Origin of the sequence: Streptomyces durocortorensis (assembly GCF_031760065.1) — a bacterium.
Taxonomy (GTDB): Bacteria; Actinomycetota; Actinomycetes; order Streptomycetales; family Streptomycetaceae; genus Streptomyces.
On record NZ_CP134500.1, the window covers coordinates 4,112,331 to 4,127,198 of the forward strand.

Here is a 14,868-nt window from a genome sequence, read left to right on the forward strand (position 1 = left end):
GAAGCCGCCAAACGCCTCGGCCCGCACACCGCCCGGCGAACCTCCCTACGCCGCGTGGCGCTCCGCGTACTCCGCGATCTCCCGCATCGGCGGCCGCTCCTCCGTGTCCACCGCATGGGTGTGCGGCACGAACCCCTCCGCGCTCCGTTCGAACTGGGTCAGCGCGGGCCGCACCAGATGGCCCCGGGAGAGCCGCAGCTGCGCCGTACGGTAGATCGCCGCCGCCATCCGGCCCAGCGCCTGCCCGTCCTGGTGGCGGTGGACGCGCACCCCGACGTCGACCTGGCCCAGCGCGTCCAGGCCCACGGTGTGCAGCGCGTCCACCAGCAGCCCCAGCTCCACCCCGTAACCGACCGGGAACGGCAGCCGCTCCAGCAGCGAGCGCCGCACCGCGTACTCCCCGCCCAGCGGCTGTACGAATCCGGCCAGCTGCGGCCAGTGCAGATTGAGCAGCGGGCGGGCCACCAGCTCGGTGACCCGGCCGCCCTGACCTGCGCTGTTGCCGAGCGGACGGTCGTACATCGCCTTGACGAACTGGACGGTGGGGTCGGTCAGCAGCGGTCCGACCGTCCCCGAGACGAAGTCCGCCGAGAAGTCCTTCAGATCGGCGTCGACGAAGCAGACGATCTCGCCGCTGGTAACCAGGAGCGACCGCCACAGCACCTCGCCCTTGCCGGGCAGGGCCGGGATACGGGGGAGGACCGCGTCCCGGTGGACCACCCGGGCGCCCGCCGCCCGGGCGACGGCGGCGGTGGCGTCGGTGGAGCCGGAGTCGATCACCACGAGCTCGTCGACCAGCCGGACCTTCTCCATCAGCTCGCGCCGGATCGTCGTCACGATCGCCCCGACCGTGGCCTCCTCGTTCAGCGCGGGCAGCACCACGCTCACCGACGTGCGGTGGGGGTCGGCGGCCCGGGCGTCGGTGAGCCGGTCCAGCGGGCGGTCGTCGCACGACCAGGAACGCCTGGTCAGCCAGCGCTCCACCTCTTCGAGCACGGTCGGCACTCCCTGTGTGTGATCCATCTCGCGGTTCGGACGACTATCTCAACGGTCCGGTGCTTCGGTTACAGTCTTGAACAACGCGGATGACCGTCGCATGTCGGGGTCACACCGCACATAAACGCCTGGATCGAAGATCCAGCGCCATAGAGCTCATCCAGAGGGACTGAGGGAACGGCCCGTTGAAGTCCCGGCAACCCTCCTACCGACCGCGAGGTCACGGTGGGGAAGGTGCCAATTCCGTCTTGTGGCGAAATGCGTCGCGAGGAAGATGAGGAGAAAGGGCCTCCGCCATCATGGCTGTTCAGACAGTTGCAGGTAACGCCGCCACCCCCGGCACCACCACCACTACGCCTTCCGTGGACCTCGGTCCCGCCGCGGCGCTTTCCTGCCGCGAGTGCGGCGAGCGTTTCGAGCTCGGCCCCCTTTTCGCCTGTGCGTCCTGTTTCGGGCCGCTGGAAGTGGCGTACGACCTGCCCGCCGGTTCCCCCGAGGAGCTGAAGGCGCGCATCGAGGCCGGTCCGGACAACATCTGGCGCTACGCCCCGCTGCTGCCGGTCCCCGCCGACGTCGCGCAGAAGCCCAACCTCAACCCCGGCTTCACCAAGCTGGTCAAGGCCGACAACCTCGCCCGAGAGCTGGGCGTCACCGGCGGCCTGTACGTGAAGGACGACTCCGGCAACCCGACGCACTCCTTCAAGGACCGCGTCGTCGCGATCGCCGTCGAGGCCGCCCGCGCCTTCGGTTTCACCACCCTCTCCTGCTCCTCCACGGGCAACCTGGCCGGTGCCGTCGGTGCCGCCGCCGCCCGCGCCGGACTGCGCTCCTGCGTGTTCATCCCGCACGACCTGGAGCAGGGCAAGGTCGTCATGGCCGCGGTGTACGGCGGTGAACTGGTCGGCATCGAGGGCAATTACGACGACGTCAACCGCTTCTGCTCCGAGCTCATCGGCGACCCGCTCGGCGAGGGCTGGGGCTTCGTCAACGTCAACCTCCGCCCGTACTACGGCGAGGGCTCCAAGACCCTGGCGTACGAGATCTGCGAACAGCTCGGCTGGCGGCTGCCCGACCAGATCGTCATCCCGATCGCGTCCGGCTCCCAGCTGACGAAGATCGACAAGGGGCTCCAGGAGCTCATCAAGCTCGGCCTGGTCGAGGACAGGCCGTACAAGATCTTCGGAGCCCAGGCCGAGGGCTGCTCCCCGGTCTCCGCCGCCTTCAAGGCCGGTCACGACGTCGTGCGGCCCCAGAAGCCGAACACCATCGCCAAGTCCCTGGCCATCGGCAACCCGGCGGACGGCCCGTACGTCCTGGACATCGCCCGCCGCACCGGCGGCGCGGTGGAGGACGTCACCGACGAGCAGGTCGTCGACGCGATCAAGCTGCTGGCCCGCACCGAGGGCATCTTCGGTGAGACGGCGGGCGGGGTGACGCTCGGCGTGACGAAGAAGCTCATCGAGGCCGGCGTCATCGACCCGGCGCTCACCACCGTCGTGGTCAACACCGGCGACGGACTCAAGACGCTCGACGCGGTCTCCGCGACCTCGCAGGCCACGGCGACGATCAAGCCGAGCCTGGACGCGTTCCGCACCGCGGGCCTCGGCTCCGCCTGACCACCCCAGAACGAAGGAAGAAGGGCACCACCATGAGCGTCAAGGTCCGCATCCCCACCATCCTCCGTACGTACACGGGCGGCCAGGCCGAGGTCACGGCGGAGGGCGCGAAGCTCTCCGAGGTCATCGAGTCCCTGGAGAAGGACCACCCCGGCATCGCCGCCCGAGTCCTGGACGACCAGGGCAAGCTGCGCCGCTTCGTCAACGTGTACGTCAACGACGACGACGTGCGCTTCGAGGGTGGTCTGGACGCGGCCACGCCCGACGGCGCAGGTGTCTCGATCATCCCGGCCGTGGCCGGCGGCTGCTGACGCCGCAGCACCCGCAGCACCCGCAGTTGCCCCCTCCGCGAGAGAAGCGGAGGGGGCAATTCTGCATGGTTGAGCGCGGTACAGTTGGGGAAGCCCCCTTCGCTGCCCGTGCCGCCCGCACATATGAGAATGCGCCCGGACCGATAAGAAGCAGCCAAAGTACGTGAACCTCTTGAGGCATAAGTGGCCTTTGCCTGGCCCGACTTGCCCGTAATTTTCAGCAATCCCGCATATTCGGGCGTTCGGCCGCGCCCAGAATTCTCGTCCGATTGACCTGTTGCAGAGGGCAGTTGGGCAGATACATTCAGCCGCGGTCGACGCGCTACGGCGCCGCACACCCTCTCCTGTCGGAGGGTGAGTTCTGACCCGGGCCCGCGAAGTGCGGTCCTGTGCAAGGGCCAGTAATAGGGGAGTTAGGCATGGCTCAGGGCACCGTCAAGTGGTTCAACGCGGAGAAGGGGTACGGCTTCATCGCGGTCGACGGTGGTGCGGATGTTTTCGTCCACTACAGCGCGATCCAGATGGACGGGTACCGCACCCTCGAAGAGGGTCAGCGAGTTGAATTCGAGATCTCGCAGGGCCAGAAGGGGCCCCAGGCCGACATGGTCAAGCTCGCCGTCGGCTGAGCTCGGCGCGGTCGTCCGACGACACCACTCACGCACGAAGGGCCCGGCCCCCTGATCCGGGGGCCGGGCCCTTCGCGCGTGCCGGGTCCGGGGCGGACGGCGCGATCGCTGTCCGGATCCGGTCCGCTGTCCGGTCCATATTCGACCAGGGACGCTTGCACTCGCAGGGGTCGAGTGCTAATCATTGGCGTTAGCACTCTCCAGGTGAGAGTGACAGAACTTGGACCGGGCCGGTGAGGCCCGCAGGCGCGGTGGGGCAAGGAACCACCACGCACGCAGGCCGTCCGTCGCGGGCGCCTCTCGGTCCGGAGAAATCCACCCCTGTCCGGGAGGACCACTTCACATGGCCAAGATCATCGCGTTCGACGAGGAGGCACGGCGCGGTCTCGAGCGCGGGATGAACCAGCTCGCCGACGCCGTCAAGGTCACCCTCGGCCCCAAGGGCCGTAACGTCGTCCTCGAGAAGAAGTGGGGCGCGCCCACGATCACCAACGATGGTGTTTCCATCGCCAAGGAGATCGAGCTCGAGGACCCGTACGAGAAGATCGGTGCGGAGCTGGTCAAGGAGGTCGCCAAGAAGACGGACGACGTCGCCGGCGACGGTACGACCACCGCCACCGTTCTGGCCCAGGCTCTCGTCCGCGAGGGCCTGCGCAACGTCGCCGCAGGCGCCAACCCGATGGCGCTCAAGCGGGGCATCGAGAAGGCCGTCGAGGCCGTCTCCGCCGCCCTGCTGGAGCAGGCCAAGGACGTGGAGACCAAGGAGCAGATCGCTTCGACCGCCTCCATCTCCGCCGCCGACACCGAGATCGGCGCGAAGATCGCCGAGGCGATGGACAAGGTCGGCAAGGAAGGCGTCATCACCGTCGAGGAGTCCCAGACCTTCGGTCTGGAGCTGGAGCTCACCGAGGGTATGCGCTTCGACAAGGGCTACATCTCGGCGTACTTCGCCACCGACATGGAGCGTATGGAGGCGTCGCTCGACGACCCGTACATCCTGATCGTCAACTCGAAGGTCGGCAGCGTCAAGGACCTGATCCCGCTGCTGGAGAAGGTCATGCAGTCGGGCAAGCCGCTGCTGATCATCGCCGAGGACGTCGAGGGCGAGGCCCTGTCCACCCTGGTCGTCAACAAGATCAAGGGCACCTTCAAGTCCGTCGCCGTCAAGGCCCCGGGCTTCGGTGACCGCCGCAAGGCCATGCTCGCGGACATCGCCATCCTCACCGGTGGCACCGTGATCTCCGAGGAGGTCGGCCTCAAGCTGGAGAACGCCGGGCTCGACCTGCTCGGCCGCGCCCGCAAGGTCGTCATCACCAAGGACGAGACCACGATCGTCGACGGTGCCGGTGACAGCGACCAGGTTCAGGGTCGCGTCAACCAGATCCGTGCCGAGATCGAGAACTCCGACTCGGACTACGACCGCGAGAAGCTCCAGGAGCGCCTGGCGAAGCTCGCGGGCGGCGTGGCCGTCATCAAGGCCGGCGCCGCCACCGAGGTGGAGCTCAAGGAGCGCAAGCACCGCATCGAGGACGCGGTGCGCAACGCCAAGGCCGCCGTCGAGGAGGGCATCGTCGCCGGTGGTGGCGTGGCTCTGCTCCAGGCCTCGGCCGTCTTCGAGAAGCTCGACCTCACGGGTGACGAGGCGACCGGCGCCAACGCCGTGAAGCTCGCGCTGGAGGCCCCGCTCAAGCAGATCGCCGTCAACGGTGGTCTTGAGGGCGGCGTCGTCGTGGAGAAGGTCCGCAACCTGCCGATCGGTCACGGCCTCAACGCCGCGACCGGCGAGTACGTCGACATGATCGCCGAGGGCATTCTCGACCCGGCGAAGGTCACGCGCTCCGCTCTGCAGAACGCCGCGTCCATCGCCGCGCTCTTCCTCACCACCGAGGCCGTCATCGCCGACAAGCCCGAGAAGGCCGGCGCGGCCGCCCCGGGTGGCATGCCGGGCGGTGACATGGACTTCTGATCGGGTCCGGTCCGCCGGTCGATCGAAGTTCCGCGTACGTCCCACAGGGGCGGTATCTCCTTCACCGGAGGTACCGCCCCTGTGGCGTGTCCCGGGACGGGTTCCGCTGGGACAATGCCGGGACGGTTGTACGGACACGGGGGGCGGGGGTGGCCATGGCGGCTGCGCAGGCGGGGAGCGAGGAGTACGCGGGGAGCGGCGGCCCGGGGCGCACGCGGTGGAGCAGGGGCCGGCTCAAGGGCGCCTCGCTCGTCCTCGTGGGGACGGTCCTGTTCGCGGCGGGGCTGTTCGTCGTGGTGACCGGCACGGGTCTCTCCGGCCTCCTCGGCATGCGGGTGGAGACGTTCGGCCGGATCGAGTGCCACGACACCCGCGCCGAGAAGGGCCGGACCGTCTGGCACTGCTTCGGCGAGAGCCCCGCCCAGCGGCGCGCCAATGACGCGGAGCGCGAGCGGGTGGCCCGGCAGGCGCTGCGCGCCCATGTGGACGGCTCGCCGAAGCCGGCGGAGATCGGGCGCACCCGGATCACCTTCGCGGACCACGACGGCAGGACCGACCCCGAGACGATCACCGCGACGCAGGTCTTCGACGGCGGACGGTGGTTCGCGCACTCGTCGGAGCTCGTCGGCTACGGCATGATCCCGCTGCTGCTGGGCGTCGGAACGGCGGCCTGGGGCGGCTACCGGGTGCGCGAGGCGGGCCGGTGGCGGGCCTGGAGCCGACCGTAGGCGCGCTGAGGCCCACCGTAGGTGCCCTTTGAAGCCCACCTGAGGCGCGCTGAGCCCACGGGAGGTGCGCCTGAGGAGGCGGCGCGGCTGTTCGGCATGGCCGAATGCTTACTTGTAGCGCCCAACGCCGTACGACAACACGGGCGGGCCCGGTTCCGTCGATCCCGGTGGCTCGCGGGTCGTCCATGGTGCGGTCGGGGGCGGGGCCTGTGGACGGCGCGGCCCCGGCTGGTTCTTCCGACGCACCCGGCGCTGCCCGCTCTCCGGGCAGCTCACTGCCCGATGCGGCCCCCGCGTACAGCCATTGGTCCAGTCCACTCGGCCGGCAGGGGGCCGTCGATGTGCGACTGCACATGCCGACCGGTCGGTGCCCCGTGCCGTGGTGGGGCGTCCGGGGCCAGGTCTTCGCCGCTCGCGCTATCCAGCCAACTTCGTGCCGTAAGTCGGAATCATGCGTACCGGTTCGGCAGCGGGACATGATGGCTCTGGTGTTCACGTGGTGAACACCAGTCGCATGAACAACTTCAGTTATGCGGACCCAAGTTGGGCATAACGGTCGTCAATCACGCAGAAGGGAAGGTCTCATGAAGCAGCAGAAGAAGGCTTACGTGAAGCCGTCGATGTTCAAGCAGGGCGACTTCTCGAAGAAGACCGCCGGCTACTTCGTCGGCTCGTACAAGGAGTACTGGACCCGGCGCATCGTCTGATCCGCCGGTCCCCTACCCCCGCACTGTGTGAGAACTTCCGGAAGGTGAAGATGCCCGGCCAGCTGCGTGACTACTTCGTCGTCCTGCCGGACAGCGTGGCGGGAGCGGCGGCGGCCGGGCGGCTTCCCGCACCGGGAGTGACCGGAGCGGCCCCGCCGGTGGGCGACGCCCTGACCGTCGCCCACCCCTCGGGCCGGCCCTGGGTCGTCGCCCGCCCGCTGGTCCGCAAGCTCAGCCACCTCGCCCGGGGCGGGGACGCCCTCGTCCTCATCGGCCCGGACCGCGTCCCCGACGCCGTGCTCGCCGGGCTCCTGGACGGCGCCCGGAGCCGGACAGCCCTGGAGGCCCGCCTCACCCGGCTGCCCGGCCTCTACCACGTGGTCGCCCGGCTCTCCGGGGAGACCTGGGTCCGGGGAACCGCCACCGGACTGCGCCGGATCTACCACGCCCGGCACCCGGACGCCGGAACCATCGCGTCCGACCGCCCCGCCGTCCTGGCCCGCCTGATCGACGCGCCCCTGGACGACGGCGCGCTCGCGCTGCGGCTGCTGGACTTCGTGCCGCACCCCCTGAGCCGGCGCGTCGTGTGGCGGGGCGTCCACGAGACCGGTGCCGGGTACGGCCTGGCCCTGCCCGTCGCAGCACCGGGCACGGCCGCCGTCCCCGGCCCCGCGGAGCACCGCTGGTGGGAGCCGCCGCCGGGCGAACTCTCCCTGGCGGAGGGGGCCCGAAGACTCGGTGACGCGGTCGCCGCCTCCGTACGGGCCCATGTCGGCGGCCTGGACCGGATCAGCTGCGAGCTCTCCGGCGGCATGGACTCCACGGCCCTCACCTTCGTCGCCCGGGAGACCGGCCCGGCGAGCCTGTCCCTGCTGACGGTGGCCGCCCGGGACCGCTACAGCGAGGACGAGACTTGGGCGCGGAGGGCGGTGGAGGCGGCGCGGGGAGCCGAGGCGGCGCAGAAGGGCGTGGCGGGACGGGGAGCCGAGGCGGCGCGGCGAACAGCGGATGCCTCCGCCCTGGACCACCACCTCATCCCCGCCGACGACGCCCCCTACTTCTACGCCGACCTCGCCGCCACCTCCGCCGAGCTCAACGACGAACCGCTCCCCGTCGCCCCCGGCCGGGCCCGCGCGCACCTGCTCCTGAGCCGCGCCCGCGCCACCGGCTCCCGCTACCACCTCACCGGCTACGGCGGCGACGAACTCTTCCTCGGCCTGCCCCACGCCTACCAGGACCTCTTCCACGGCAACCCCCTCACCGCCTGGAACCACCTCAGCGGCCTGCGCCACCAGCTCGGCTGGCCCCTCCTGCCCACGCTGAAGGCCCTGTTGGGCCGCTCCACGTTCCCCCGCTGGATCGCGGGCGCGGTCAGCGACGAAACCCAGCCCGTAGCCAGGACCCCGCTGCTCTCCTGGGGCGTACGGCAGTCCCTGCGCCCGTGGTTCACGGACCACGGATGCGCCCTGATCACGGAGGAGTTCCGGGCCGCCGCCGAGCACGCCGAGCCGATCGACCCGTGGCGCGGGCGGCATGTGGACATCGACGCCGTACGGATGGGGGCCCGGCACTTCCAGGCGATGGAGGACGTCGGCATGACGATCGGGCTGCCGGTCGCCGCGCCCTTCTACGACGACCGGGTCCTGGAGGCGACCCTCGCCGTCCGGCTGCCGGAGCGGATCAGCCCCTGGCGCTACAAGCCGCTCCTCGCCGAGGCGATGCGCGGGGTGGTGCCGGATGCGCTGCTGGCCCGGACGACGAAGGACCACATGTCCTCCGACGAACACCAGGGCCTGAGTGAACACGGGCCGGAACTCGCGGAGTTGTGGGCGGACTCCCGGCTCGCCGCGCATGGCCTGGTCGACTCCCGCCGTCTGCTCCGGCTCGCCGCCGAGCCCTTCTCGCCGGTCCTGGTCGAGCACTCCATCAGCCCGACCGTGGCCGGGGAGACCTGGCTGCGCACGGCGCAGAACGCCTGGCCCGCACTCCGTTCCACCACCCCCTCCAGCGAGGCGACCCTGTGAAGCTCAGAAAAGGCATAGCCGTCACGACGACCGAGTACGGCGGCGTCCTCCTTGACGAGAAGGACGGCAGCTACTGGCAGTTGAACGACACCAGCGTCATCGTCGTCGAGACCCTGGCGGCGGGACACGCCCCCGAGGCCGCCGTCGAACGGATCGTCGCCGAGTTCGATGTCGAGCGCGCCGAGGCGGAGTCGGACGTGGCGGAGCTGACCCGGCAGCTCGTCGACGCGAAGATCCTGCGCCCGTGACCACCGAGATGACCATGCCCCGCCGGGGCGCGGCAGCGGGCGGCCCGCGCCTGCGCGCGGCGATCGCCGCCGCGTTCGTCCTGGCCCGGTTCAAGCCCGGCCGCCTGCGCCGGGTGCTGACCCGGTGCAGCAGGGGCGCGCGCCCGGCCTCGTATGCGGAGACGCTGGAGGTGTACGAGGCGGTCGTCGCCACCAGTCGCCGCTGCGCGGGCCGTTACGGCTGTCTGCCGCGCTCGGTCGCCATCGCCCTGGCGTGCAGGATGTCCGGCTTCTGGCCCGACTGGTGCGCGGGGGTCCGGACGGCACCGCCGTTCTCACCGCATGCTTGGGTGCAGGCGGGGGGCCGTACGGTCGGGGAGCAGGCAGAACCGGCGGATCTGCGTCCCTTGATGGTGGTGACGACGGTACGCGAGGGGGTTCCGGGTGAGCGCGGTGGCGGGGGCGACGGGAGCGACGGGAGCGGGCGGGCTGCCTGAGCGCGCGGCGGAACCTGCGACGAAACGTCCCCCCGAGGAGGCCTCTGGGGCAGAGGAGGCCCCTGGGGTGGAGAGGGACCCTGCGGCCGAGAAGGCCTCCGGCACCGAGAAGGCCTCCGGCACCGAGAAGGCCCCCGGCACCGAGAAGGCCCCCGGCACCGAGAAGGCCCCCGGGGCCGTGCCGGGCCGCTCCCCCCTCCGCCTCCTCCTCGCCCGGGCGCGCCCCCACCGGGGCGTCCTGCTGGGGGCGGGGCTGCTGTCGCTCGCCGGGTCCGGGGCGGGGCTCGCGATGCCGCTGATGGCGAAGCACGCGGTGGACACGTTCGCCGACGGCCGCTCGCCCGCCGGGCCGCTCGTCCTGCTGACCGCACTCGTCCTCGCCGGGGCCTACCTTTCCGCGTACGGGAGCTATCTCATGGCCCGTACGGGGGAGGGCGTCGTGCTCCAGGCGCGCGGCCGACTCGTGGGCCGGATCATGCGGTTGAAGGTCCCGGCGGTGGACCGGCTGACTCCCGGGGACCTCCAGGCGCGGGTCACGAGCGACACGACGCTGCTGAGCACGGTGCTGTCCAGCGGTCTCGTCGAGTCGTTCAACAGCGTTCTGATGCTGCTGGGCACGGTCGCGCTGATGGCGTACATGGACCTGGCGCTGCTCGGCGTGACCCTCGTCGTGATCGTCGCCATCGGGGCCGTAACAGCCTTGCTGATGCCGCGCATCCAGCGGGCGCAGCTCCGCGCGCAGGAGTCCGTGGGCGCGATGGGCGCGGCCCTGGACCGGGTGCTCCAGGCGTTCCGTACGGTCAAGGCGAGCGGGGCGGAGGAGCGGGAGACGGCGGCGGTCGCGGAGGCGGCGCGGCACGCGTACGACCAGGGGGTGTCGGTCGCGAAGTGGTCCTCGGTCTCCGATGTCACGATGACGATGTCGATCCAGCTGGCGTTCCTGGCGGTGCTGGGCGTCGGCGGCGCGCGGGTCGCGTCGGGCTCGCTGGAGATCTCGTCGCTGATCGCGTTCCTGCTCTACCTCTTCTACCTGATGGGCCCGATCGGGGGCCTGGTCGAGGGCTGGACGGGCTTGCAGAGCGGCCTCGCCGCCGTACGGAGGATCGACGAGGTGGAGTCGCTGCCGGGCGAACCGACCACGGGCTCCGGGGGCGTACCGGGGGAGGGCACCCCGCTGGGCGTCACCTTCCAGGACGTGACCTTCGGGTACGGGGACGAGCGCGCCCCGGCCCACAAGGGCGTCACGTTCGACGTGCCGACGGGCGGTCTGGTGGCGCTGGTGGGACCGTCGGGGGCGGGCAAGTCGACGGTGTTCAGCCTGCTGGAGCGGTTCTACGACCACGACGGCGGCACGATCACCGTGGACGGCCGGGACATCCGCGACTGGCCGCTGGCGGAGCTGCGAGCCTCCCTCGCGTACGTGGAACAGGACGCGCCCGTCCTGGCCGGGACGCTGCGGGAGAACCTGCTCTTCGCCGCCCCGGACGCGCGGGAGGAGGCGCTGGCCGAGGCCGTGACCCGTACCCGGCTGGACACCCTGGTCGCCCGGCTGCCCGACGGCCTGGACACGGCCGTGGGCCACCGGGGCGTCACCCTCTCCGGCGGCGAACGCCAGCGCATCGCCATCGCCCGCGCCCTGCTGCGCCGCCCGCGCCTGCTGTTGCTGGACGAGGTCACCTCGCAGCTGGACGCGGTCAACGAGCAGGCGCTGCGCGATGTCATCCTCGAACTGGCCGCACAGAGCACGGTGCTGGTCATCGCCCACCGCCTGTCGACCGTCCGCCACGCGGACCGCATCGTGGTCCTGGAGGAGGGCCGGGTCCGCACGGCGGGCACGCATGAGGAGCTGATCGCCTCGGACGACCTCTACCGCGAGCTGGCGACGACGCAGCTGGCGGCGGAGGTGCGCTGAGGGTCAGCGGGCGTAGTCCTTGAGTTCCTCGGTGTCCAGGGTGATGGAGACGGGGCGGGGGAGGACGGCGGCGTCACCGTAGTCGTAGGAGTGCTGCTGCCGGTAGCGGCCCTTGTCGGGTTCGCTGTGGACGAGGAGGGTCCCGGACTCGCGGTCGATCAGGAGGTAGACCGGGATGCCCGCTGCGGCGTATCCGTGAGGCTTCTCGTTCCGGTCGCGACGGTCGGTGTCGTGGTCGTGGGAGGTCACTTCCACGGTCATCAGGACGCCCTCGGCAGGTGCCCATTCCCCTTGTCCGGCGAAGTGCCGACGAGGGGCGAGGACACCGTCCGGGCGGGCGCGGCCCTGCCGGCACGCCTCCACCATCAGTCCCTGCTCCGGATGCAGGTCGAGGTCGGGGCGATGCTGCATGCACTGACGCAGCAGCCACATGAAGATGGTTCCGTGGTCGCCGTCGGGCACGGGCTTGACCTCTAGCTTTCCGTTGATGAGCTCAAGCGTCACGGTCTCGGGGGCCGTCCGGGCGAGCTGCTCGAACTCCTCGACGGACATCTGGGCGTGCGGTGCGTGATCGGCGGGGCTGGGGGTCATGGCGTCGCCTCCTCCCCTCCATCGTGCCCCGTCGGATCTGCGGTCGAGCTGCACGGTCATCGGTATGTCCTCTCGGACCGGGGGACCAGGCCCGCCCGGACCGCGTTCATCCGCTCCCGCACGCCGGGCGGCTGCACGGCCCCGGGCGGCCCGGCAGGCGGCTTGGGGGACGGCCCCCGGCAGGGCCGGCAGAGGCCGCCGAGCAGTGCTTCGGGCGGTCCGGGGACTTGGCACTCGCCGCATTCCAGGGTGCGCAGGACGGTCCGGGGGCCCGGCAGGATCCGCTCGGGCGGCAGCTTGTCGCGCAGACGGCGTTCGACGAGGCGGGCGGGGTGATGCACGGGTACGGGCAGTCCGTCGGTGAGGGCGTGCAGCAGCTCGGCCTCCGTCGCGCCCCGGGCGAACCACTCGCCGACCTGGGGTTCCAGGTGCAGGCAGTCGGCGGCGGACAGCGTCAGCGTCGGGGCCGTACGCCCCAGGGCGGCCAGCAGGATGAACGCCCGGGAGCGGGTGGGCCGTCGGGGTTCGTCCGGCGGGACGTCGCCCCGGATGAAGGCGCTCCACCACGCGTCCTCGCGGGCGGTACGGGAGAAGAAGGTCCGGGTGACCCAGAAACATCTGCCTGTCGGTGATCACGCACTCGCTGCCGCGCCGCAGATGCCCGGCGGCCTGGAGCCGGTTGAGGGTGGTGCCCAGGGCGCACTGCCCGTACGGGAGGTGCTTGGCCAGCGTCTTCACGGAGATGTCGGAGCCGTCGGGCAGCCGGTCGATGTACGCGGCGACGGCGGCGTCGCGGGGGAGGAGGTGGGCGAAGTCGCCTTCGGTGCGCGGTCGTTCGCCGGGGGCGCAGCGCTTGCCGTAGCCGGGGTTGGCCATGGGGTGCGGGGGTGAGTGCGGCGTGGTAGGGGCAGCACTAAGGTAGTTGTCAGCCACGGAGGTCTTTTCTGTGATGTGGTCTTCGTTGGTCAGACCCCTGTTCGGTGTTCTCAGCACCGGCGGGGGTCGTCTTTTCTTGTGTCTGGTCCTTCCGCACGCTAGAGCCTGGCGACCGTGCGTCGCAAGTCGGTCACAAACGGTCAACTTCGCTGCCAGGGTGGGTGGGTGGGAGAACTGACCCATCCACCCAATCCTTGTTAAGAGCGCTCGGATCTCACGGCTTGAGCTTCGGGCGGTCCGGTCCGCCGACCGGTGGCCTCGCGGCGTACGGCAGCATCTCCGTATGACGAACACCAGCTTGATACCCGCAACCCTGTCGTTCCGCCGGGCGCAGGAGACCGAGAGTGACCTGACCGAGCTCGTACGCCTCCGGGATGCCGCCGCGCGCTGGCAGATCGCGCACGGGATCGAGCAGTGGAAGCCCGGCGATCTGGGTGCCGATCACTTCAGGGCGAGGCTGCGGGCGGGCGAGGTGTGGATCGCCACCCTCGGGCCGGACGGGCCGAGCGCCGGGGCCTGGGAGCTGTGGTGGGACGACGAGCCCGCCTGGGGCGTGCAGCCGCCGGTCGCGGGCTACGTCCACCGTCTGATGACCGACCGCCGGACCGCCCCGCCCGGCGCGGGCCGCGCGCTGTTGGCCGAGGCCGAGCGCCGGATCGCCGCGTACGGGCGGGAGCTGTGCCGGCTCGACTGCCTGACGTCCAACGACCGGCTCCGCCGCTACTACGAGGACGCGGGGTACGTGGTGGTCGGCGAGCAGGCGGGGAAGAACGGCGACGGGGGGCGGACGTACGGGGTGACGTTGTTGGAGAAGAGGTTGGGGGAGTGAGGGGCGCCCGTGCCGGGGCGGCTCTCAACAGACGGCGACCGCACGGGCGCTATCGCAAGCGGCTGACATAGGCGGGTGCGAGGGTGCGAATGCGCTGCTCCGGTACGTCTCCGCTCAAGGCGCGGACAGCCATGTCGACGCCGGGGGTGGCGGCGGCGCCGAAGAGGGCGTGAAGCTTTTCGAGGCCCTCTGTCGCCGTGTTGCCGATCCGGGCGTCTTTCTGGAGTTCGACGAACCGGGAGGCGATGTGACGGGGTGAGGCGGTCATCATGATGCGCAGCACGTCACCGGCGTCTTTGTCGGTCAGCCGGTCGGGGCGTTTGTCCGCCTCGCTCAGACGATCGCTGATCTTGAAGGCTTTGGCGACCAGGAGCGCTGTGGGGCCTGCGACGTTCACGACGATGCTGCGGGGGTCCTCTGTGTCGAGGCTGGCGACTAGCAGGGGAGAGCGGTCCACCGCGGCGACCTCCAGGCCGTCGATCCACCGTGCGGACATGGTGCCGTGCGGAGGGACCTTGGCGCTGCGTTTTCCGTTCTTCGGAGAGAGCTGCCGAGGGACGAGCAGGTCCAGTTCGACGGGGACCACCTTGTCTCCGATGGTTTCGGGGCGCTCCCAGAGTCCGGGCTGATGGTCGTTCTTCAAGCCGAACCCGGCTGCCCGGAGGGATGCGTCCAGGTGCGGGCGGTCGCCCAACAGCATCGGGTCGATGCTGAGGTCCCCGTCCGAGGTGAAGGGGGCGTTGCTGATCGCCGCGTCGGGAGAGCGGAGGTGGACGGCTTGGGCGCCGACGACGGTCAGTGCTGGAAGGTGGTCCCGCAGTGCGCTGAGTCCGTCCAGGAGGACACGCCGGGCCACGACCGTGAGCTGACGGGGGTCGACGTCGTCAGGGAACTTGGCCACC

14 protein-coding genes, 1 pseudogene and 1 riboswitch are annotated in these 14,868 nt (G+C 70.8%); of the genes and pseudogenes, 11 read left to right on the forward strand and 4 right to left on the reverse strand.

The genetic code is table 11. The features are described 5' to 3' along the window. Positions 1-45: 45 nt before the first annotated feature. On the reverse strand, positions 46-996 hold the full coding sequence (locus RI138_RS18235; RefSeq protein ID WP_311122927.1) for a glucosyl-3-phosphoglycerate synthase: 951 nt from the start codon (positions 994-996) through the stop codon (positions 46-48). 153 nt (positions 997-1,149) lie between these two features. Further along, positions 1,150-1,277: riboswitch (SAM riboswitch) on the forward strand. Between the two features lie 18 nt (positions 1,278-1,295). On the opposite strand from RI138_RS18235, the gene thrC reads away from it, so the two are divergent. From thrC to RI138_RS18285, 10 genes are all read left to right on the forward strand, one after another. After that, positions 1,296-2,612, forward strand: coding sequence for a threonine synthase (thrC, locus tag RI138_RS18240; RefSeq protein ID WP_096628998.1), 1,317 nt, complete (start codon positions 1,296-1,298; stop codon positions 2,610-2,612). Positions 2,613-2,644: 32 nt separating this feature from the next. Continuing rightward, positions 2,645-2,923, forward strand: coding sequence for a MoaD/ThiS family protein (locus tag RI138_RS18245; protein ID WP_030113311.1), 279 nt, complete (start codon positions 2,645-2,647; stop codon positions 2,921-2,923). Positions 2,924-3,342: 419 nt separating this feature from the next. Next, on the forward strand, positions 3,343-3,549 hold the full coding sequence (locus RI138_RS18250; protein WP_003967346.1) for a cold-shock protein: 207 nt from the start codon (positions 3,343-3,345) through the stop codon (positions 3,547-3,549). A 343-nt stretch (positions 3,550-3,892) separates the two neighbouring features. Beyond that, positions 3,893-5,515, forward strand: a complete 1,623-nt coding sequence (gene groL / locus RI138_RS18255) for a chaperonin GroEL (protein ID WP_047177982.1) — start codon at positions 3,893-3,895, stop codon at positions 5,513-5,515. A 155-nt stretch (positions 5,516-5,670) separates the two neighbouring features. Continuing rightward, positions 5,671-6,243, forward strand: a complete 573-nt coding sequence (locus RI138_RS18260; RefSeq protein ID WP_311120792.1) for a hypothetical protein — start codon at positions 5,671-5,673, stop codon at positions 6,241-6,243. Between the two features lie 584 nt (positions 6,244-6,827). Further along, positions 6,828-6,950: a keywimysin-related RiPP gene (locus tag RI138_RS18265; RefSeq protein WP_107470971.1), complete on the forward strand. Its 123-nt coding sequence runs from the start codon at positions 6,828-6,830 to the stop codon at positions 6,948-6,950. Positions 6,951-7,000: 50 nt separating this feature from the next. Next, entirely contained in the window at positions 7,001-8,974 is a 1,974-nt protein-coding gene (locus tag RI138_RS18270) for an asparagine synthase-related protein (RefSeq protein WP_311120793.1), read from the forward strand. Then, positions 8,971-9,222, forward strand: a complete 252-nt coding sequence (locus RI138_RS18275; protein ID WP_096628995.1) for a lasso peptide biosynthesis PqqD family chaperone — start codon at positions 8,971-8,973, stop codon at positions 9,220-9,222. Before RI138_RS18270 ends, RI138_RS18275 begins: the two co-directional genes overlap by 4 nt. Beyond that, the gene (locus tag RI138_RS18280; protein ID WP_311120794.1) at positions 9,219-9,698 is read left to right on the forward strand and encodes a lasso peptide biosynthesis B2 protein; all 480 of its coding nucleotides are present in this window, start codon (positions 9,219-9,221) and stop codon (positions 9,696-9,698) included. Before RI138_RS18275 ends, RI138_RS18280 begins: the two co-directional genes overlap by 4 nt. Before the next feature lie 178 nt (positions 9,699-9,876). Next, entirely contained in the window at positions 9,877-11,610 is a 1,734-nt protein-coding gene (locus RI138_RS18285; RefSeq protein ID WP_398864309.1) for an ABC transporter transmembrane domain-containing protein, read from the forward strand. Positions 11,611-11,613: 3 nt separating this feature from the next. On the opposite strand, the gene RI138_RS18290 is transcribed toward RI138_RS18285, so the two are convergent. Further along, positions 11,614-12,201 (reverse strand): Uma2 family endonuclease, encoded by a 588-nt coding sequence (locus tag RI138_RS18290; protein ID WP_311120796.1) that lies wholly within the window; start codon positions 12,199-12,201, stop codon positions 11,614-11,616. Positions 12,202-12,257: 56 nt separating this feature from the next. Further along, positions 12,258-13,077: pseudogene (locus RI138_RS18295) on the reverse strand (hypothetical protein). A gap of 343 nt (positions 13,078-13,420) precedes the next feature. Here RI138_RS18295 and RI138_RS18300 point away from each other — a divergent pair. Beyond that, the gene (locus tag RI138_RS18300) at positions 13,421-13,966 is read left to right on the forward strand and encodes a GNAT family N-acetyltransferase (protein ID WP_257002294.1); all 546 of its coding nucleotides are present in this window, start codon (positions 13,421-13,423) and stop codon (positions 13,964-13,966) included. A gap of 49 nt (positions 13,967-14,015) precedes the next feature. Here the strand turns inward: RI138_RS18300 and RI138_RS18305 are convergent, their stop codons facing one another. Further along, entirely contained in the window at positions 14,016-14,867 is an 852-nt protein-coding gene (locus tag RI138_RS18305) for a hypothetical protein (RefSeq protein WP_311120797.1), read from the reverse strand. Position 14,868: the final 1 nt, after the last annotated feature.